General features: G+C 47.8%; 20 protein-coding genes. 4 read left to right on the top strand and 16 right to left on the bottom strand.

What is annotated here, in order from left to right:
• Positions 1 to 45 precede the first annotated feature (45 nt).
• Positions 46 to 873 (top strand): DUF417 family protein, encoded by an 828-nt coding sequence (locus QT397_23730; GenBank protein ID WNZ55820.1) that lies wholly within the window; start codon positions 46 to 48, stop codon positions 871 to 873.
• Positions 874 to 1,653: 780 nt separating this feature from the next.
• Positions 1,654 to 3,324, top strand: a complete 1,671-nt coding sequence (gene gbpA, locus QT397_23725; protein ID WNZ55819.1) for an N-acetylglucosamine-binding protein GbpA — start codon at positions 1,654 to 1,656, stop codon at positions 3,322 to 3,324.
• A gap of 297 nt (positions 3,325 to 3,621) precedes the next feature.
• Here the strand turns inward: gbpA and QT397_23720 are convergent, their stop codons facing one another.
• Complete coding sequence (locus QT397_23720) at positions 3,622 to 4,347, bottom strand: murein L,D-transpeptidase family protein (GenBank protein ID WNZ55818.1); 726 nt, start codon at positions 4,345 to 4,347, stop codon at positions 3,622 to 3,624.
• Between the two features lie 306 nt (positions 4,348 to 4,653).
• Entirely contained in the window at positions 4,654 to 5,265 is a 612-nt protein-coding gene (locus QT397_23715) for a TetR/AcrR family transcriptional regulator (protein ID WNZ55817.1), read from the bottom strand.
• A gap of 134 nt (positions 5,266 to 5,399) precedes the next feature.
• On the opposite strand from QT397_23715, the gene QT397_23710 reads away from it, so the two are divergent.
• Positions 5,400 to 6,476: an MBL fold metallo-hydrolase gene (locus QT397_23710; protein WNZ55816.1), complete on the top strand. Its 1,077-nt coding sequence runs from the start codon at positions 5,400 to 5,402 to the stop codon at positions 6,474 to 6,476.
• Between the two features lie 162 nt (positions 6,477 to 6,638).
• Here the strand turns inward: QT397_23710 and QT397_23705 are convergent, their stop codons facing one another.
• The 11 genes from QT397_23705 to QT397_23655 form a co-directional block, all read right to left on the bottom strand.
• Entirely contained in the window at positions 6,639 to 6,848 is a 210-nt protein-coding gene (locus QT397_23705; GenBank protein ID WNZ55815.1) for a hypothetical protein, read from the bottom strand.
• 53 nt (positions 6,849 to 6,901) lie between these two features.
• A complete protein-coding gene (locus tag QT397_23700) occupies positions 6,902 to 7,648 on the bottom strand; it encodes a hypothetical protein (protein ID WNZ55814.1) in 747 nt (248 codons plus the stop codon).
• 429 nt (positions 7,649 to 8,077) lie between these two features.
• A complete protein-coding gene (locus QT397_23695; protein WNZ55813.1) occupies positions 8,078 to 8,608 on the bottom strand; it encodes a DinB family protein in 531 nt (176 codons plus the stop codon).
• A 51-nt stretch (positions 8,609 to 8,659) separates the two neighbouring features.
• Positions 8,660 to 9,205, bottom strand: a complete 546-nt coding sequence (locus QT397_23690) for a tetratricopeptide repeat protein (protein WNZ55812.1) — start codon at positions 9,203 to 9,205, stop codon at positions 8,660 to 8,662.
• A complete protein-coding gene (locus QT397_23685) occupies positions 9,180 to 9,887 on the bottom strand; it encodes an alpha/beta hydrolase-fold protein (protein ID WNZ55811.1) in 708 nt (235 codons plus the stop codon). Before QT397_23685 ends, QT397_23690 begins: the two co-directional genes overlap by 26 nt.
• 190 nt (positions 9,888 to 10,077) lie before the next feature.
• A complete protein-coding gene (locus QT397_23680) occupies positions 10,078 to 10,824 on the bottom strand; it encodes a copper resistance protein B (protein WNZ55810.1) in 747 nt (248 codons plus the stop codon).
• Positions 10,817 to 12,607, bottom strand: coding sequence for a copper resistance system multicopper oxidase (locus QT397_23675; protein ID WNZ55809.1), 1,791 nt, complete (start codon positions 12,605 to 12,607; stop codon positions 10,817 to 10,819). Before QT397_23675 ends, QT397_23680 begins: the two co-directional genes overlap by 8 nt.
• 11 nt (positions 12,608 to 12,618) lie before the next feature.
• Entirely contained in the window at positions 12,619 to 13,107 is a 489-nt protein-coding gene (locus QT397_23670) for a DUF411 domain-containing protein (GenBank protein ID WNZ55808.1), read from the bottom strand.
• A 108-nt stretch (positions 13,108 to 13,215) separates the two neighbouring features.
• The gene (locus QT397_23665; protein WNZ55807.1) at positions 13,216 to 13,563 is read right to left on the bottom strand and encodes a hypothetical protein; all 348 of its coding nucleotides are present in this window, start codon (positions 13,561 to 13,563) and stop codon (positions 13,216 to 13,218) included.
• 81 nt (positions 13,564 to 13,644) lie between these two features.
• Positions 13,645 to 14,442 carry an MBL fold metallo-hydrolase gene (locus QT397_23660; protein WNZ55806.1) on the bottom strand — a complete coding sequence of 266 codons (798 nt, stop codon included), beginning with the start codon at positions 14,440 to 14,442 and terminating at the stop codon, positions 13,645 to 13,647.
• 13 nt (positions 14,443 to 14,455) lie between these two features.
• A complete protein-coding gene (locus tag QT397_23655) occupies positions 14,456 to 14,899 on the bottom strand; it encodes a pseudoazurin (GenBank protein WNZ55805.1) in 444 nt (147 codons plus the stop codon).
• A gap of 261 nt (positions 14,900 to 15,160) precedes the next feature.
• On the opposite strand from QT397_23655, the gene radA reads away from it, so the two are divergent.
• Positions 15,161 to 16,555 carry a DNA repair protein RadA gene (gene radA, locus QT397_23650; GenBank protein WNZ55804.1) on the top strand — a complete coding sequence of 465 codons (1,395 nt, stop codon included), beginning with the start codon at positions 15,161 to 15,163 and terminating at the stop codon, positions 16,553 to 16,555.
• Positions 16,556 to 16,638: 83 nt separating this feature from the next.
• On the opposite strand, the gene QT397_23645 is transcribed toward radA, so the two are convergent.
• From QT397_23645 to QT397_23635, 3 genes are all read right to left on the bottom strand, one after another.
• Positions 16,639 to 17,745, bottom strand: coding sequence for a YHYH protein (locus tag QT397_23645; GenBank protein ID WNZ55803.1), 1,107 nt, complete (start codon positions 17,743 to 17,745; stop codon positions 16,639 to 16,641).
• A 52-nt stretch (positions 17,746 to 17,797) separates the two neighbouring features.
• A complete protein-coding gene (locus QT397_23640) occupies positions 17,798 to 18,052 on the bottom strand; it encodes a hypothetical protein (GenBank protein WNZ55802.1) in 255 nt (84 codons plus the stop codon).
• Between the two features lie 396 nt (positions 18,053 to 18,448).
• Entirely contained in the window at positions 18,449 to 19,507 is a 1,059-nt protein-coding gene (locus tag QT397_23635; GenBank protein ID WNZ55801.1) for an AraC family transcriptional regulator ligand-binding domain-containing protein, read from the bottom strand.
• Positions 19,508 to 19,588: the final 81 nt, after the last annotated feature.

The following is a 19,588-nucleotide window of genomic DNA, read 5'->3' as shown; positions in this document are numbered from 1 at the left end:
TCAGGCTGGTGACTAAGCTCTAATTTGTTAAGAGGTCGTCAACAAATGTCATTCCTTCTTCGAAAACTTCCCTTCGCCCTGGTGGCCATCGCCTTTGCGCTTATTACGGTGGCGCTTTTTTCCGGCCAATGGGGTGGTATCAAGCGCGTATTTGAATTCTACGGTGTCACTAATGAGGAGGTGCTTTCCTCTATACGTTTACTGACCGCTATTATTTTTTCAGTCGCCGCTATTTTGGGGGCACTCGCCCTTCGCTTTGAGCGGGTTGTTAAGCCCCTGGCAATCCTTCTGATTTTAATATCGCTAGTGCCCCTACTGAGTCTTCTTGGCAGCGGCCATTGGATCGACTCCCTGGGCGGCTTTCCGGCAATTGGCTCAGGACAGGGGATAATTAAGTACTTTGCCCTGTTAACCTTGGGTATTACCTGGTTGTATCGGGATTCGTTGAGTCCACTAAAGCTGATATGGCTCAATTATTTCCCTGTCGGCTTGGTATTACTCTGGATTGGTGGGATGAAATTCACAGCGCTTGAGGCTGAGGGGATTGAAGGCCTGGTAAGCACTTCGCCACTGATGTCGTGGTTATACAGTGTATTTAGCGTGCAGGTGGCCTCAAATCTTATCGGTATATATGACTTGATTGCGCTGGCTATCCTCGCCTTGGGTATTTATATCCGGCAGCTGTTTTGGCCGGGACTATTGCTTTGTGCCGCAGTATTTATAACAACCCAGACCTTCCTCTACTCCTACCCAGGCAGTTGGGTAGCTCCCTGGCAACTTAGCTCCAGCGGTATTTTTATTATTAAAGACCTGTGGTTTATCGCAAATCTGATATTAATCTTGGGCTTTAGAAACTCCATGATTAAATCTTAAAACTGATGGGGTCAAAGAGTTGTTCTGAGGCCCCAAAATATCGGTTTTGATTCATTGGGGATACTATTTGTAAGCTATCGAAAGGTGGCATTTTCTGTGGGCTCAGGGATATCTGGCCGGTATGAATTCAGTGAAGTGAAAGCTTTAAAAAACTAATATTTTTAATTTCCATTGGAAAACCCTCTGCCCGATTAGTTATAGAAGAAGTATTGGCCGTTGTTTTCTAGGTTTTTTCTGTTTCAATTTTGTCGTGGGTGCACCATTTTTTTGCCGATAAGCGATAGGTGGAGTTAGTTAGGGTTTCATATTGAGTTCCGGGAGAATTTAAGTGTGAAATTCATAGTTCTTCCATATTTTGTTTTTATATTTTTATAAGCGGTATATTCGGATTTATACCTGACTGCCCTTGCTGGAATAAAATACCACTAAATGTCGATTTTATTGATGTTATGTTGCATTAATTAACTGAAATTGTGGTCTTATTTTTTTTTAGATCGTAATTTTTCTATTTTGTAAGAGATTATTTTGTCATTGTTTATGTTTTTATTTTTGTGTTTGTATGGAGCTTTTAATGGGATGGTATTTATTAAAAATTAGACTTATCTTTCGGTGACATGCTGAAAGTTGTTTATTTAAATTATAAAAATAATAGGAACCGTGCCAATTAGTGGCGGTCCATAACTCTGTCGCTAGCGTTGCAGGATTTACATCCTCTAAAAGTAAAAATTTGTGTTCAGCTGGGGAAGGAAGTTGAGCGCAAAGTAATAAATGGGCAGAGATATGATTCTACGTAAGAAAAAATTAGCATCCGTATTTAAACAACCGATAGTCAATCGCACATTAATGGCAGTGGTATTAGCCGGTGCCAGTTCTAATGCTTTCAGTCATGGTTATGTTGAGGCCGCTGACGGTGGTGTAGCTTCTGCGCGTGGTACCCTGTGTAAATACGCATTAGATACCGGTGAAATGAATTTGAATTGTGGCGCAGTTCAGTGGGAGCCACAGAGTATTGAAGGTCCTGAAGGCTTTCCCGATAGCGGCCCTGCCGATGGGCAAATTGCCAGTGGAGGAAGCAGTGCCTGGTCTGAGCTTAATGAACAGACATCTGATCGCTGGGTAAAAAATTATATTAGCTCCGGTTGGCAAACCTTCAAATGGTACTTCACCGCCAACCATGTAACTCGTGATTGGAAATACTATATTACTAAAGAAGATTGGAATCCGAATTCAGTCTTGACTCGCGATCAATTTGATCTCGACCCATTCTGTGAGATAGATGGCAATTATGAACAGCCAGATGTAAATACAACTCACGAGTGTCAGGTGCCGGATCGCGAGGGCTATCATGTAATTCTGGCTGTTTGGGATGTGGGTGATACGGTTAACGCTTTCTACAATGTTATCGATGTAGAATTCGATGGCGATAATGTCACTAATACCGAATGGAGCGCTGCGGGTACCATCAATCCGGCGCAGGACTTGAACGTTGGCGATAAAGTATATACCCGCGTATTTGATGGCTCAGGTGAAAACTCGTCTTACAGCACTGTTTTGGAAATTGCCTCCGAAGAGCAGGGCATCGCTGAAAACTGGTCACACGATTTGGCTGAGTTGATTAATGCAGAGCAGACCGATATCCGCGCCGGTGATTTCGATGGTGATAACAGCTTTGAGCCTCTGTACGGTATCAACCGCATTTATCTAAAAGATGGCAGTGGCCTGGAAAATGTCGAGATCGGTTACGAGTTGAGCGAAGAAGAGCCCAACTATGAAGTAACGGTAAGTGGCCTTGAAAGTGAATACACAATTACAGGCGGTGCTATTTCTCTAGACTTGGCTCTCAGTGCTACGGGAGATGTCAGCGTTGAGGTTACAGTGGTAAATCATGGCGGTGATACTCTATCAAGCTATAGCAATAACATTGATGATGGTGATACTGCCAGTACTAGCTTGACTCTCTCAGAGACTGTAGCAGGGCACCATATGGTTGTAGTGGTGGTAAAAGATCGCGATGGCAACATGGTTGATCAAAATACCCTGAACTTCTATCTGGTTGAAGATACCTCAGATGATGACTCCTCTAATGGGGATGATGACTCCTCGAACGGCGACGACGATAGCTCGAACGGCGATGACGACGCTTCTAATGGTGACGACGATAGCTCCAACGGCGATGACGACACCTCTAATGATGACGACGATACTTCAAACGGAGACGATGATAGCTCCAATGACGATGACCAATCCTCGAGTGATCAGGATTATGATTATGTCTTCCCTAGAGGCCATAGAAACTATGCTGCGGGCACTAAAGTCCTGGGCCGTGATGGTAATGTCTACGAGTGTAAGGACTCTGCTTACTCCCACTACTGTAAGGAAGTGAGAAGAGGTGCAAAACAGTTCGAGCCGGGTGTTGGCGGGAACTGGGAAATACTCTGGGAAAGACTGTAATTTGTTCCCGATAAAATAAAAGAGGCCCCTTTGGGGGCCTTTTTTATGAGTAAATTAGTAGGTGAAAAATGGCCTCTTAGGGCAGCGATTCAAGCCTGGTAATAACTTAAAAACATCGATTAACTATATAGGAATAGAACTATGCACTTTTATGACCCATAGTTATATTGCGGGGTTTTTGGGGCGCTATGTATCAAATCATTTGATGAGTATCAGGCAGTGATTTTTTAGCTGCTAGTAGCTTTCTGCCTGCTCGTTGGTTTATTGCCATAAATGGCAACTTTGATACTCTAAATGTTAACTTTCATTAAAGGTATACAGGCCTTCGACAACTTCTACATTGGGAGGGCGCCTATATTTGTTGAAGTAATCGTATCCTTCTTTTAGGTTCAGCCAAAAAGAATGCCATTGATTATCTTTGTATTGAGATAAGATCTCATTCTCAAGTGGAAATGGGAAGGAGTGAACCCTGACAATTCTTTGTCCTGATTCTATTGCTGAAGCAGTAAGTGCATATATTTCATTGATAAATGGATTTGTCATTGCAAAGCAGCCAATAGATACACAGTCTCCATGTATCATAAGAGCACTACCTGTTCTGCCATGGTGCCGATCATATTGATTGGGATACCCTAGATTAAATGAAAGATGATATTGGCTCCAAGGGTTTAACCGGCTAGCATTTACAAAGTAAAAACCTTCCGGGCTTTGTAGATCACCTTCTCTCAATTTTGGCCCCAGATCTCCTGAGAAAGTGCAAATATCGTAGCTTTTAAACTTAGAATATAAATTATTATCCGACTCTATCCAGACCTCTAAGATACCGGGGTTTTTAAATATGCGAATAAAAATAGGGGCGCCATACTTAAGCCCTTTTTCAGAAAGCTCCTGTTTAAGCTCCTCTTCAACACTAGATATAGATGTTTTTGCTCTAACACTTGTGGGGATGACTTCCGCTTGTAAACAAGAGCTTACTACACAGAGTAAGAATATAAATGTAGAGGCTACTTTAGGATTTCTCATGCTGGTATTTTTTTGGGTTGGCCTTCTCTTAAAGCAGTCGAGGGTATTTAGGCATATAGGATGTTGGCGGTTTTCTCTTGTTAACAATTGTTATGGGTATTAATTTATATTAATAATTAAATTTTGAAAAGCTGGTTGCGTTTGTTTTCTGGATGTTAATTTAGTGGTGATAAAAGCCAGTAGCCAGATGGGACTATGGCTTCAATTTCTGAGAGGTGTTTTTCTCGTTGGGATTTAGTAGGTCATCTGTCGGAAGCCATGAATGTAGATAGAGTGGCCAAGAAGGATTCGGCCACTATAGTAGGTCTAGGCTTGGTAATAACTTAAAAACATCGCAGCGGTGCGCTCGGCCAGTGCCTCTTGCTCGGCGGAGCTCGGTGGGCCAGAGAGTTGAAGTAACTGAGGCCAGTAGCAACCGCCTTTAATTAAGTTATGAATCTGCCCACTGGCGACCTCTATGTCGAGAGACTTTAGTCGGCCGTCAGCTACGGCAGATTTAATCCAGCGCTGCACCCCGGTCTCATGGGCCTTATATTTTTCCATTTCCTTCTGTAGTGCTTCCGGCTGGTGGAAGAAGTAGTCGAAGGCCATGCGGTTAAGCTCAATATACTGCGGGTTGCAGATCGTTTTTATTTCCTGCTCTAACAGTGTGCGGAGTTGTGATTGCATATCACTATCCGGGTTGTAGTCACAACCGGAGGGCTGGGTGGCCTGCTGCCAGAGTTCACCGATCAAATACATCACCAGGGCTTCTTTACTGGAGAAGTGGTTGTACACGGTGCGTTTTGATACCTGTGCTCGGGCTGCCAGCTCGTCCATACTCGTGCCCTGCACTCCCAGCTCCTGAAAAGCCTGCTTGGCGGCATCAATAATAGCTTGGCGTTTCAGCTCACTTCTGGTTGGTTTCTTTTCAGTCATGGGTATCTCTGTGAAATCTGGGCCGGGGGATTCCATTGCCGGCGAGTTACTTATTACGCAAATTTTACACTATATAGTTTACTTTTATATAGTTAGTTTATACACTGCACTGTATAGTTTACATGGTAAGTGAAATGAAGAAGCGCTGGTGGATTCTGGCAGGAGTGATTGTTATGTCGGTAGGTCTCTTTGGTAGCTGTACAAATCAACCCGAGAAGTTCCGCAACAGTGATACGGACTACAAAGTCAGTAGTGGCGGTATAGTTGAGATGATCGGCGCCTACATTAAGGCGGATCGTGCAGCCCCCGCACCGGTGAAGCCTATTCCATTGCGACAGATTCCCGCTGCGGAGCTGGCTGCCCCAGTCGCTGAGAGTGCCGTATATCGCCTCGGGCACTCCACAGTACTGATTCGAATGGATGATCAGTATGTTTTGACAGATCCGGTATTTAGCAAGCGGGCATCCCCGGTTCAGTGGATGGGCCCGAAGCGCTTTCATCCGTTGCCCATAGAGATTCGAGACTTGCCTTCGATTAAAGCGGTCGTTATCAGCCATGACCACTACGATCATTTGGACAAAAATAGTATTCGCGCACTCAAGGATAAAGTAGAGCAATTTATCGTTCCTGCCGGGGTGGGAAGTCGTTTGCGTAACTGGGGAATTCCGGCCGAAAAAATTGAGGAGTTGGCCTGGTGGGAATCGTTTGCCTTGGGCAGTTTGCACTTTACCGCGACCCCGGCTCAACATTTTTCCGGGCGTGGACTAACGGATAAAGACTCAACATTGTGGGCCAGCTGGGTAATTGAAGGGCGCGAGGGCCGTATATTCTTTAGCGGTGACAGTGGCTATTTTAGTGGCTTTCGTGAAATTGGTGAGCGATTTGGTCCGTTCGACCTGACACTGATGGAAACGGGTGCTTACAACAAGCTTTGGAGTTCGGTTCATATGATGCCCGAAGAGAGTGTACAGGCACATATCGATCTCAGAGGGCGAGCAATGTTACCTATCCACAACAGTACTTTTGATCTTGCCCTACACGATTGGTATGAACCCCTGGAGCGCGCACAGGCGGCAGCCAAAGACCAGGGTGTCACTTTGGTAACGCCTATCATTGGAGAGGCTGTTCGCCTGCGATCTCCCACCACAACAAAGGCCTGGTGGAAAGATGAGGTGAGGGCAGCTGATAATTTAAACCTAGTGACTAAATAGCTCGGATTTGAAGTTTATACTCGAAGGGGGGGCAAATGTATTGTGATTTGTGGCTCAGGTTGGGTGTAATTTAAATTGCTAAGCATAGGGTTACCAGAGTGAAGCTCCGGTAACCCCAACTTTTTATTCAGAAGTGGACGTCCTGGAAAATATTATTTCCTTTTAGTCTCTAAACATTGCAACTGCTTTTCCAAGAATCTCATACTGTGATCTTACAAGTGGCAGAGTTTTTACACCATAATAAGTGTACTTATCATGTTCATTATTCCCAGCTATGCGCCAGACAAAGGGAAAGATTGTTACAATTTTTTCATTGCTTGCAGCAAAATCATAAGCATCCCAAGCGCGGATAATTAACTCCTCTTCTGTCATGACACTATAGCTTGGGCTGTCGGTTTTAAATGCGCGGGGTACTATGTGGTATTTTACATCCATGTCTTGCGTTGCATACATAAGGTCGTTAACAACATCAGACTGAAAATTCTTATGCTTGTAGTAATCTGCGCCAAACATATCATAATTGTTAGGTGGTAGTCTGCAGCCCGAACAGGGGGAGTATTGTATGCATCCTTCATCTTCCCAACGGTTTCTTTTGTAAAGTTTATCGCTCTACGTGCGTTGGGGAAATCAGCCTTGAGTAGAAGTCCTATTTCCTCCAGGTACTCCTTTAAGTCATCATTGTTCATATCTGAGCGATGGTATGGTTCGTCAAGAGGGTCAAATGCATAGATCATGTCTTCGTAAGGTTTTAGCTTTTCCTTGGCTTCTAACCAACTTTCATAATAATCATCGTTCTTTTTATTGCCGTCATCATAACCACTAAAGAAAATTGATTGAAGCGATATCCAGACCTTGGTGCCACTGCTTTTTGCAACATCCATATATGTGTCAACTTTTCCATAGTCAATATTGACAAAAGTTGACAATGTCGCAGCATCAGGAATGTCGTCCTTTTCCCATCCTGACTGGTAGAAACCAAATGCTTCTAGATGATCAGGAACAACATTTCCTGGGTCAGCATAGAGGGGGATAGATACAGGCCCATGGATTATCACCATTGGCGGTTCTTTTAAATCCATTGCCGGGGTGGGTTCTACTTCTTCTGCTACCAGAGGAATGGAAGCTGTAGTCAAAAGGCCAGTGCAAATAGATAAAATTTGAAGGTGCTTCAAAGATAAACTCCTTTTATTGCTCAATATGATGCTCTATCTAAGTCTTATTTAGGGCTTCGTTTAATAGTTGTTACCCCTGGAAATTGGTGCTTAACCGCTGCATTGCGGCATGTAAAATTATAGTGTCTTGTCAGTTTATAGTCTTTGCTGTATCAATTCTATCTTATTGATCTTTTTAGGTTTTCCTTATTAATACTATTTTCAATATTGGTACGACTGAACTAGATGGCAAGTAGCTTAATCCGCTTACCTAGCTATTTATCTTTTATGTCTTATTGCAGATTGCTAATGTTAACATGTTAAGTTTATTTGTTCTTGTTTGTTGAATGGAAATCTATAAATTAGTTTTTTGAGGAAATCATAAGATTGCAAAAAAAATTTCAACACAACCCTCATTGTTTTGTTGCTTTTATCCCTAAAAATAACTTTCTATAATTTGCCCTTAGATTTGATATTGTAAGTGCTTACTATTTTTCCTCTTTGAGGCTCAACTTCATGTAGAAAGCGGGTGAAAGTGTCTTTTGGCCTTTCCAGGCCTTTCGAAGATAACGTTCGCGATGCCATTCCTCGATGATTGCTACCATGGGTCAATAAATGCACAAAAATTTCGTAAAGTGACAGTTGCCCAGAATCCCCGTCCGTAAATTGAAAATTAATTACTCTCTCAAGATCGGATAAAGTTGCTGTTTGAGAGAAATTGATTAGCCAGGAATCATTGTTATTCATTCTCTCTCTTAGTTCTGGAATCGTAGGTGTCTCAATTGTGTTATCTGAAGAAAACAGCTCCTGTGTTTCGGTAATGCGGCTGATAAACAGGCTGTCGACCACCGCAGTATGATTGAGTATACGGATAAAGAAGATCGCATCTTCCTTGGGTAGAAGATGAAGTTGCTTTTCGCCAGCTGATAATAGCTCTAAGTTGGCCCATTTTTTATATTGAAAAGCACTGGTGAAATCCATATATATATTTATCTCCTTTTATTTTAAGTAAATACAATTTTTAATCGTATGCTAATTGAGCTTGAGTTTAGCTATTTGTCGATTTATCACCGCCGTTTTACTTTTATCCTGATTGCGAGAAATTTCTAGTGCTTTTTTCAAAACATCAGAAGCCTCTGAAATTTCATCATTCTGTTGTAACGCCTGGGCCAAACTTTGGTGGGCATCAATAGAGTTTGGCCGATATTCCACCCATCGCCTTGCAACACTGATAGCTTCTTGGATGCGACGATCCTTTAGTAACAAACTGGTGATATAGCTTAATTTGTTAACATTTCTCCAGCGTGTAGCCCAGGGTAAAATAGGAAAGCCATATTTCTGTGAGAGTGATTGGTAGAAATGATCGATATTTTGTAAGGCGTCACCAGGCTGGGATATCAATTCTCGATAATTTGCGGACCATTCTTCGTGGGGATAATTAAGCTCGATAGCCGATAACGCGGCTTTTATAAAGGCACCGTAATGGTTTTCATTGTTAATAATTTCTATTTTTAGTTTGAGGTTCTCTTTTGCGTAAGGAGAAAGTTTGGTGTTAATTTGACTTAAGATTTTTTTCATAGCGCTTATCTTTACGCATATCACTGTCAGCCATCGCGAAATAAAAAGCATTGATCTTGTTTGATGAGGTCTGCATACTTGTGGTTATTTCATTAATAAAAGTACTCTCTGAAGTGGGCCCCATACCAAATATGTCAGCTGCAGATAAAAAGAAGTAAGACTGAAACAATCCAGGTTTGTTAGTTAGGGCGTAGAGAGGAAAGATACTGCTAGTTGAGACACCAATAATCATTCTATTGTTGAGTGCGCGGTAATTGCTTTCTAAATATGGGAATAGTTCTTCAGTTAGAAATTTACTATAGGTCTCAGGGTTTCCCAGGGCGCTAAACTTCTCCTCAGTGGTATGCTTCCACATTCCATGTAGGTAGGTTTCCGGTTCATCACCGCCATCATTAAGGCTGATTACAATACTTTCCGGCATACGTTCTACGCTACTTAGATGCTTTACTACCCCGGTTAAGGCGTGGAAAAATTCTTTGCCGTGAGTGCCATTAATAAAGATAACCGGGTATCTATGCTGCTTTGATGCTTGATGGAACGTTTGCGGTAAATATATGTTGATTGGTATTTCACGACTCAAGATTCTGGATGAGAAAAGAATTTCATCACCATAACTCAGGTGATTGGTCGTGCTAACAGAAGAGTGGCTCTGTGGGCTTTCAGCTTTTGCTGATAGGCCCACACACAGTAGGGAAACTGCGATTAACAGTATTCGGGGGAAATCATATCACCGGCATCCTTGCTGAATTTAAATATTTTTAAAAAGGCGATTAAGATCTATTAGATGCTATGACAGATTGAAGAGGCGGTAAAGTTAGTTACAGCTGATGCGAAGTGGTACAACTTGTATAGATATAAGAAGTTGGATTTTGTCAAAACCAAGCTCTAAACCCCAGTACCCATACGGTTGAGTCCACATCCTCACCTTCTTCACGGGCGAAATCAGCGGCATTGCCCACTTCCCGTTCATAGTGGACGCCAATATAGGGTGAGAATTTCCTGGTGACTTCATACATGAGCCGAAAGCCGACTTCCGCTTCCGATAAGCCGGAACCGCTACCTCGGGCCTCATCGTTCTGCCCAAAAAAGTTCAGCTCGATACGTGGGACCAGATTCCAGTCCTGTGCCAACTTTATTTCATACTCGCCTTCCAGGCGAAATGCAGTACTGCCATGTTCTCCATAGAAAAATACTGCATCCATTTCGAATTTGTAGGGAGACTCTCCAGTAATACCCACAGCAGCCCAATTCCGGCTGGTAGTCTCCAGATTAAAATCGTGGCGAATTCCAATTAGGAAATTCCAGTTTGCTGAAATTGCCCGGCTATAGAGCGCCCAGAGTTCATTTTTTTCAATTTCCCCACTACTTCGTTCATAGTCAACTTCGGCAACAAACTTATTTTGCTCTCCTCCATAGCTGAAGTCTCCCTCGATTTCCCCGCCGTTATCACCTCGCAGTTCCACATAGTCGAGGCTGACTTCAGCCATGGGTTCTTCTTCGTTATCCTCGCCAGAGGACTGGTAGCTGTGGTGTTGATGCTGAGGTTCTGACTGCCCATAGCTGGCCTGGGCAGCAAGTAGCCATAGTGTTGCTGCTATCCCTGAAATATTCTTAAACAATGCGCACCTCCCGATACATACCGGGCCTCTGGTAAAGCATTTGGCTGTGTAGAGCCCAGCGGCCATAGGTGTCGGCGCTGACCAAGTAACTGATGCTTGATCCGGGTTGTGCGATTACCGTGTGCTTGCGAGGTAAATACTCTCCGTCGCCGGTTTCCAACTCACTCCAAAAACCGTGTAAGTGCATGGGCTGGGGAAGCGTAGTGTCATTGACCAGGGTAATGCGCAGGCGCTCCTGGTGCCGAAATAATAATGGGCTGGCATCGCGAAACTTTTCACCATTTATTGACCAGAGATAGCGCTCATAATTGCCGGTCAGGTGTAACTGTAATTCCCGCTGTGGCTCTCGCTGATCCTGAGTAGGCTTATTGCTGCGCAAGTCGCTGTAAGTCAGTACACGGCGGTTATAGCGATGTTTATGGTTTCTGAGTCCTACACCGGGGTCAGAGATGCCGTTTGCTGGCGTCAGCGCGCGGTGATCCACCCTGAATCCGGATTCACTTGGCTGGTGAATGATAGGGCTATTACTACCGAGCCCCGCTGCAGCGAGGTTTCCGTAAAACCATCCCCCCTCAGTTGCATCGGGCAAATAGGAATGTTTTTCGGTGTGAGCAGTCTGGGTTGTTTTAAAGTGTGTGTCTGTCTCTTCGGTTTTTCTCCCTAGTCCCAGATCTTGCCGAGTGAGCACTGGGCGGTGATCCATCGCGGGAATCTCTGCGCTCAGACGTATATCACCTGTCAGTGTGCCTCGCGCATAGCCACTGCGGTCCATGGACTGCGCAAATATACTGTAGGCTTGTTCACTCTCTGGCTCGACAATTATGTCATAGGTTTCGCCGCTGCCAATGCGAATTTCATCGACGCTAACGGGCTCGACATTTTGTCCATCGGCCGCCACCACCTTCATTTTCAGGCCGGGGATACGCAGGTCGAATAAGGTCATCGAAGCTGCGTTAATTAATCGCAGGCGAACCCTCTCACCAGGTTTAAATAATGCAGTCCAATTGGTATCGGGTGTATGCCCGTTAATCAGGTAGGTGTAAGTCTCGCCTGTGACCTGGGAGATATTGCGGTCGGAAAGCTGTTTCCAGTTCCATTGATGCCGGTCCCGCCAGGTTCGTGCGACACCTTTTGTACGCACTTCACGCCATAAATCTGTAGCCGTGCGCTGTTGCCGGTTGTAGTAGTCCGGGTCTTTTTTTAGATGGGTATAAATAGTTTGGGGAGATTCATCGCTCCAATCGGATAGGACAACAACATAATCCCGCTCGTAAGAAAATGGTTCTGGAGATATCGGATCAATGACTATTGCCCCAATTAGCCCCAGTTGTTGTTGAAACCCGGATTGGCTGTGATACCAATAAGTACCACTTTGGCGCAAAGGGAATCGGTAGCGAAATGTTTGCCCGGGTTGAATGCCGCTAAAGCTCAATCCCGGTTCGCCGTCCATATCGCTGGGTACCCTAACACCGTGCCAGTGCAGGGAGGATTTGTCGGGTAATTGGTTATGGACATTCAGGGTGACAGTTTCCCCTTCCCGCCAGCGCAAAATGGGGCCGGGTAGACTGCCATTAATGGTAAGGGCTTGTCGTTCGCGACCGGTAAGATTTACCTGGCGGTACCCGATGGATAAATCAAAGTGGTTACCGCGCAGGGTTGTTGCCGAAGCTGTTGGCGAGTTTGGGTGCGAACTGTGGGGTAACCCCAGCAGCAGGGCTCCCGCTCCGAGACCTGTGACGAAAGTACGCCTTGATACGGCGTCGGTGCGGAAGCTATCTTTCATCGATGTCCCTTTTAAAACTGCTCCTGTGCCGTATTGATTTCGGCGTAAATTTCGCTGCTGCCATCTTTGTTAAGCAGCATTACCTGATAGGGCGTAAAACGGTCGCCCACTTCCATACCGGGGCTGCCCAGGGGCATACCTGGTACTGCGAGGCCAATGGCATTCTGCGGTGGATTTTGCAAGAAACGTTGTATCAGCTTTGCCGGTACATGCCCTTCAAAAACATAGCCCTGTTCTGACACTGTGGTGTGGCAGGATTGGTAGCGCGGAGAGATATGGTGCTGCTTTTTCACGCCGTTAAGGTCTTCGACATCCTTTGCTACGACGTCAAAGCCACTTTGTTGGGCATGCTCAACCCAAATTTTGCAGCAGCCGCAGGTGGCGGATTTGTAAGTGGTCAGGCTCACAGTTTCCTTTTTGGGGTCTGAAGATTCGGCACAGGCACTTAATGCTAGGGTTGTGAGTAGCGCCGCAATAGCGACCAAAATTGAACGATTCATATGAACTCCGATGATGAGATTAAGGGCGCACACAGGCGCGCGAGTATTTATAAAAAATATTTGGAGTAAAACTGGGGAGTACGCGTATGCCTAGGCATACGGGGCCCGTTAAATGCGGAATATGGGTGGGCGTAGTGCCATTTCCGGATCTGGAGAGGAATTAAATTCCCGGTAGGCAGTTACAAGTAGATTGCGGTTGTATACAAGGATTTTATATTGAGCGTTTACCGCAGAGCTGGTGCCTGGCCCTGCACAGCAGCTGCATTCAGCAGTGCAACTGGAGGGATGGCTGTCGCTGCAGTTCTCAAGGGTTGCCTCGTCGCAATGGCCTTTTTCTTCTGCAGCGATGGATGCCGCTGGGGGTTCGTGTGTTTCCGCACAGGATGACGCAACTGCCTGGCCGCCGAAGGCCAGTAGCAGTATGAGCAAAAATAGGCGGAAGATCCCGGTGTGCATGGCGGTATTCAGAAAACAAGCCAGCCCGCAGTGTATGGGCTGGCCTCTGCCGGTGCAACTTCCCGCTTGCGGGATGGCGGATTAAGAGCGGCCCAGGGGCAGGCGGAAGTCCTGGTGTCGCAATAGGTCCGGCCCACATTCGAGGCGCTCTAGCCAGCCCAGGAAGCGCTCTTTGACATCGCCTGAGGCAAAGTAACCGCCGTGCTGGGGCACAATCATTGCGGGGTTGAGTTCCCGAATCATCTTGGCCCAGAGGCGACAGGTCCAGTTCCCGCCCATATAGCGGCGGTGGAACCCTTCCATCGACGGCAGGTGCTCGTCGAAATCTTTGACTTCGCCCTCCTCACCACCGAGTGAGGCACCGATATCGCCGGAAAACAATATGCGGCTGACCGGATCATAAAAACTGAAGTTGCCACAGGAGTGCATAAAGTGCGCCGGCAGCGCCCAGATCTCACTGTCGCTGAAGGGGATAATTTCTCCCTTATCATCCAGAGGCATGATACGTTCCTGCCAGCGTTCAGCACCGGCACGCGAGGCGACAAAGCCGGAAACCAGGTGTGGCAAAAACCGCGACCACAGCTTCGACACCGCCACCTTACAGCGCGAATGCAGCATCCAGCGCGGCAGCGAGGCGATAATATCCGGATCCTGGTGAGAGGCCAAGATCAGGTCCAGTTCGCTCAGGTTCAAATGGCGGCTGAGCTCAATGGTGAGGTGTGTGTAAGTCAGATCGCCGCCGGGATCGATAAGCGCCCCTTTGGTGCCGCGGCGAATAACAAATTGATTGGCCTGTACCCCATCGCTGCCATTCTGCTCTTTAACCAAATCGCCGAACCGCGCAACCAGGTGGTGACCTTTTTCAAATAGGATGTCCACGCCGCGACTCCTCTTATTGGACTTGGCCGAGGTATTGAGTGAGCCTCTCCTTGTTCATGGCGATGGTGGCATTCATGCCTTCGGCATGCTTCTTGGCTTCTTCCAAGTTGGTTGCCTTACCTACCTGAATTACCCCAACCATACCCAGCGGCAGATGTGGGTCGCACTGGTATACGTAGACACCTTCCTGGTTCAAAGTGACAGTCACCTTTTCTCCCATGCTGCCATTCCAGGTAGCGCCCTCGGCAGGGGACAAAACTGAGTGAGTGTTGTGGGCCGCATCAGTGGGCAGGAAGGTGACAGAATCGCCCGGTGCTACTGCGAGAAATGCCGGTTCAAAAGTCATCATGCCGTCCTTGCCCTGGTTCAGCATCTTAACTTCGTGATCCGCAGCCAGGGCGGAGGTCGAGGCCATGGCGAGCGCCAGAATCGCGCCGCGAAGAGTAATAGACGACATACTTACTTCCTGTTCGATGGTTAGTCAGTGTTGTTCTGCGCCTCCCCATTAGTGGGTAGAGGCAGCGGCGGATGTTATCTCGGAGGGGGCTGGGTGAATTGATCTAGATCAATCGCGTAGATAGACCAATTGGAAGGAGAAGATGCCAATAGAAGGGATCCGTGTAGGAGAGTCATTTTAGACTGCTGAGCACCACCCGCCTCGGCCGGATAAGGGGTAAACTGTGCGCCGATCAATTCTGTGACTTTTCGGGAGAGTGCTTTGGCCACAAAACGTAAAACTGCCTACGTGTGTAATGAATGCGGCGCTGACTACACCAAATGGGCAGGGCAGTGTAGTGCTTGTGGCACTTGGAATAGCCTATCGGAAGTACGCCTGGGACCGGATCACAAAGACAGTCGCGCCGCGAATTTTACCGATACACAAAGTGGTTACGCCGGTTCCGCTGGTGCTGGCAAAGTACAAAAACTATCGGAAATCGACCTCAGTGAATTGCCGCGTATTCCCACTACGGCCTCGGAACTGGATCGAGTGCTGGGCGGCGGGCTGGTGCCTGGCTCCGTCGTATTGATCGGCGGCCATCCTGGTGCGGGTAAATCCACTGTTTTACTCCAGACCCTGTGCCATCTCGCGACTTCAATGCCGGCGCTTTATATCACCGGCGAGGAATCTCTCCAGCAGGTTGCTATGCGCGCTAAGCGCTTGGGTCTGCCCACGGATTCCCTGCAATTGCTCAGCGAAACCGATGTGGAGCGTATTTGCCTGGCGGCCAAGGAAGTGAATCCTCGGGTAATGGTAGTGGACTCGATCCAGGTGATGCACATGAGCGATGTGCAATCGGCACCCGGCTCTGTGGCACAGGTGCGCGAGAGTGCGGCCTACCTGACCCGCTTTGCCAAACAGACTGGCACGGCGCTGATTCTGGTGGGGCATGTCACCAAAGATGGCAGTCTCGCGGGCCCCAAGGTGCTGGAACATATTATCGACTGCTCCATTCTCCTCGAAGGCACCCACGACTCCCGCTTCCGCACATTGCGGGCCCATAAAAATCGCTTTGGGGCCGTTAATGAACTCGGCGTGTTTGCCATGACAGAGCAGGGCCTGAAAGAGGTATCCAATCCCTCAGCCATTTTCCTGCAAAGGGCCGAGGAGATCGCGGCCGGTTCTGTGGTGACTTCGGTGTGGGAGGGCACCCGGCCGCTGTTAGTAGAGTTGCAGGCCCTGGTGGACGATAGCAGTCTTGGCAACCCCCGCCGGGTAGCGGTGGGCCTCGACCAGAACCGCTTGAACATGCTGCTCGCTGTGTTGCATCGCCACGGTGGGGTCTTGGTGGGGGACCAGGATGTCTTTATCAATGTGGTTGGCGGGGTAAAGGTGATGGAAACCAGCGCCGACCTGACACTCTTATTGGCGGTAGTCTCCAGTTTCCGCAACCGTGTCCTGCCTCGGGATCTGGTGGTATTCGGGGAAGTGGGGCTGTCAGGCGAGATTCGCCCGGTGCCCTCGGGCCAGGAGCGTTTGCGCGAGGCGGCCAAACACGGTTTCCGCAAAGCCATTGTGCCTGCAGCCAACCGCTTGAAGAACGATATCGAGGGAATGGAAATGCACTCGGTCAAGACCTTGGCGGAAGCGCTGGCGGTAATTGATATGAGCTGACAGCCCAGCCGGGGACGGCTGTTTTGGCAGAGGAATACCTTGCGGTATTCCTCTGGGGAAGTGAGCTTTCAGAGCCTCCTGCGCTAGGGGCGCCTAGTTGCACCCTTGCGCTGGTTGTTACCGGGGCCCCGACGAAAATCCTCTGACGGGGTGCCCTTGTAACAGCGCGGGATAATGGGCCAGTCCTCTGTTAGAAAATAGGCATAGGTGCCTTTGGGGAATTCCGGGGTGCGAACCATTCTGCCGTTGCACTCATCCAATGTGCCGGAGCCAGCTACATAGTGGTAATCATCCACAAAGGTACCATCGTAGTAGCCACCGGGTTCTTTACTGCCCTTGGGGCGTTTCCCGGGTTTCACCTGATAGCTTGAAGTCACTGCCGCAATTCCGGATTTCGGTTCCCAACCATCGGCATAGGCGTACAGGGCATAAATGGGGAATCCATCGGCAGCCCAGCCAATCAGTGGCGAATGCCTTTCCTTAGATACCCCCAGGCGCTGTAATAAACCGGTGGGAATTCCGTGATAGTGATAGGCACCATTGGGCTGAACATGGGCGTAGTTATCGTCTACACCCAGCTGAATCGCACCGGATAGGGCTTCGTAGCGCCAGCGTCCCCGATTGCCCAGGTACCATTCCGCAGCACTGGGGTCGAAAGGCACTCCGTTCAGTCCGATACCAAAATTCTGCAACGGAACCGGTGTAGATTGAGCGGCAATTTGGGGAATAGCCGGAACTCGGAAACGGTAGCGCTGCACCTCGATTTCATGGGGATTGCCGCGATTGGGGAAGGTACCAGTCTTATGCTCGGAAATACCATTGGCCTCAATAACGCGCCAGGGTCCCTGGATACTGATACTCACTTCACTAAAGGTAATCGGTGCTTCGGTAGCGGGAACAGTGTGCTGCAGACCATCGGATTGCACCACTGTGTGTTTGCGAGCGGTGTGGCGTCCACCAGTGGCGCCCCCTCCTGTAGAGCGCGCAGTCAGTTTGCGCTCGGGAACACAAGCTAGGCCATGTGATTGGGGGTGGTTGCGGCAGCGACCACTGACTCGGCCATTGGGCAGTTCCATTGAGCAGCTGGCGCCACTGGACAGGTTTCGACAAGCCTCCAGGGCGCTATCGGGTACGTGAGCCAGCGAGAGAGGCGCAATACTGCAAAGCCCCACAAATAACCACTTCTTCATAATGACATCTCAAGATTTACAGTACCGCTGGCCGGTTGCGATTAATTGGGAGTTACTGTTCTTCATCTTCCATGGGGCGAGGGCCGCCTTTGCCCTTGCCGCCGGCAGGTACACAGACCAGCTGCTCAATCTGCGGGGGCATACGGCAGGTGCCCTCCAATGTGCCTCTGGGTGTCTCGACAGTGCAGGCGTCTCCTTCTGCCAAGCTGCTGCAGGCATCAATCGCTTCCTGCGGAGGCTGGCGCGGCTGTGCAGATACATTTGTGGCCAGTAAGAGGGCTGCTACTGGGATAAATATTTTTTTCATCGTGTTCTCCTGTCGTAGGCACTTTGAGGGGAGTCCCTGGAGCCTCAACTTTGCTCATTGGGTTTTGACAGAGGTTATTGCTGTCGCCCGAAACTATAGACTCGGGAAATGGCGATTACCGCTCAGCGAAGGGCTGGCTTCTCGAATTGGCCTGGGACTGCCATCGAAAATAGTCGAGGAATGAGTAAGTAATGTGGATAACTTGTAAAGAAGTGTGGGGCTGGAGAGCTCACTTTACGACTAATGATCCAGAGATCTGACAGGCTCTAATTGATCAGTGGTGTAGGTGGGAATTAGGGGATGAGTAAGTAGGAAAGGCTGGGTATTTAATCAGTCGTGACACAAGCTAAAATCTGGCTTGTGTCACGACTGATTCTGTATTTTTCTGAAGGGGCTTTAACTTTCAGTTTCCAGTGCAGCTTTCGCCGCAGCTTCACTCAACAACCTGCGGCGAACTTTCATTGGAGTGGTACCAAACCAGCGGTCGCAGGCCCGGTTAAATGAGCTCTGCTCCCGATACCCCAGCATATTGGAAATCTGGGCCATAGGTGGCAACTTTCTACTGAGATAATGCTCTGCGCGTTCGCGGCGAATACGGTCGAGAATATCCTCAAACACCAATTCCCGATCTCGCAACCTGCGCTGCAGTGTGCGCTTGTGCATGCCCAGCTGATTGGCGACTTCCTGCAGACTGCAGCGCTTTAGCGGCATCAGGCAATAGATCAGCTGTTCTACCTGGTGAATCAGGTTTGATTCACCTTGTTCCAGTACTTTGTCGATATAAGACTTTAATAGAGGCCTTAAAACCGGGTTGCACTTCTCGGTCGGTTGGGCCAACTGGCCGCTACTTAGAATCAAGGTGTCGCTATTTTGTGAAAACTGTACATTTGTACCAAAAAAGTTTTCATATTGGTCGTGGAGCGGCTGTTTGGACTTTAAATGAACCGCCTCCAGATTGAACTTTTCACCACATAATATTTGTAGTGCGACAACAGAAACCCCAAGGAGAAATTCCCGGAATAGCTCGAGAGGCAATGGAGAGTCCGAAGGTATATAACTTTCTAAATCATTTAAACAATGAAAAGTTATAAACGTTTGGAGCCCTTTAACTTCCAATTCAACTCGCAGGTTATAAGGAGGGGCGGCAAATTGCTTTACGGCAGCATTGAGGAATTCCCCGAGGGTCAACGACTGCAATACTGCTGCTCCAAGAGAACTGAGGGCGGCAGCCCCCTGGCTTTTTGCCAGTCTCAGTCCGAAATCCGCGCAATTGAGTTGTCGTGCGGCCTTTTCAACAAGGTCAGTCACTTTACTCAACGGGAGATACCCCTCGAGTTTTTCAACTTGCTCGGGGTTAATACCGGCGCTATTAAGCAGTGTTTCCGGGCAGCCATTTAGCTGGGATACTTGGTCATAAAAGCCGGTTAACAGCTTAGCTCTTATTTGTTGGGTCAATTTCTTCCAAATCCTTCCAAGAACCCAGCCTGATTTAATTATTAGGCGTGCCGGGTCGCAACTTCTATTTGAGCGGAAATA

This window comes from Microbulbifer sp. MKSA007, assembly GCA_032615215.1.
GTDB lineage: Bacteria > Pseudomonadota > Gammaproteobacteria > Pseudomonadales > Cellvibrionaceae > Microbulbifer.
This window is presented reverse-complemented; position numbering and strand designations above follow the sequence as displayed.

Excerpts from the sequence above, each read along its gene's own strand:
- QT397_23730 (WNZ55820.1), top strand. The coding sequence starts at position 46 with ATGTCATTCCTTCTTCGAAAACTTCCCTTCGCCCTGGTGGCCATCGCC.
- gbpA (WNZ55819.1), top strand. The coding sequence starts at position 1,654 with ATGATTCTACGTAAGAAAAAATTAGCATCCGTATTTAAACAACCGATA.
- QT397_23720 (WNZ55818.1), bottom strand. The coding sequence starts at position 4,347 with ATGAGAAATCCTAAAGTAGCCTCTACATTTATATTCTTACTCTGTGTA.
- QT397_23715 (WNZ55817.1), bottom strand. The coding sequence starts at position 5,265 with ATGACTGAAAAGAAACCAACCAGAAGTGAGCTGAAACGCCAAGCTATT.
- QT397_23710 (WNZ55816.1), top strand. The coding sequence starts at position 5,400 with ATGAAGAAGCGCTGGTGGATTCTGGCAGGAGTGATTGTTATGTCGGTA.
- QT397_23705 (WNZ55815.1), bottom strand. The coding sequence starts at position 6,848 with ATGACAGAAGAGGAGTTAATTATCCGCGCTTGGGATGCTTATGATTTT.
- QT397_23695 (WNZ55813.1), bottom strand. The coding sequence starts at position 8,608 with ATGGATTTCACCAGTGCTTTTCAATATAAAAAATGGGCCAACTTAGAG.
- QT397_23690 (WNZ55812.1), bottom strand. The coding sequence starts at position 9,205 with ATGAAAAAAATCTTAAGTCAAATTAACACCAAACTTTCTCCTTACGCA.
- QT397_23675 (WNZ55809.1), bottom strand. The coding sequence starts at position 12,607 with ATGAAAGATAGCTTCCGCACCGACGCCGTATCAAGGCGTACTTTCGTC.
- QT397_23670 (WNZ55808.1), bottom strand. The coding sequence starts at position 13,107 with ATGAATCGTTCAATTTTGGTCGCTATTGCGGCGCTACTCACAACCCTA.
- QT397_23665 (WNZ55807.1), bottom strand. The coding sequence starts at position 13,563 with ATGCACACCGGGATCTTCCGCCTATTTTTGCTCATACTGCTACTGGCC.
- QT397_23655 (WNZ55805.1), bottom strand. The coding sequence starts at position 14,899 with ATGTCGTCTATTACTCTTCGCGGCGCGATTCTGGCGCTCGCCATGGCC.
- QT397_23645 (WNZ55803.1), bottom strand. The coding sequence starts at position 17,745 with ATGAAGAAGTGGTTATTTGTGGGGCTTTGCAGTATTGCGCCTCTCTCG.
- QT397_23640 (WNZ55802.1), bottom strand. The coding sequence starts at position 18,052 with ATGAAAAAAATATTTATCCCAGTAGCAGCCCTCTTACTGGCCACAAAT.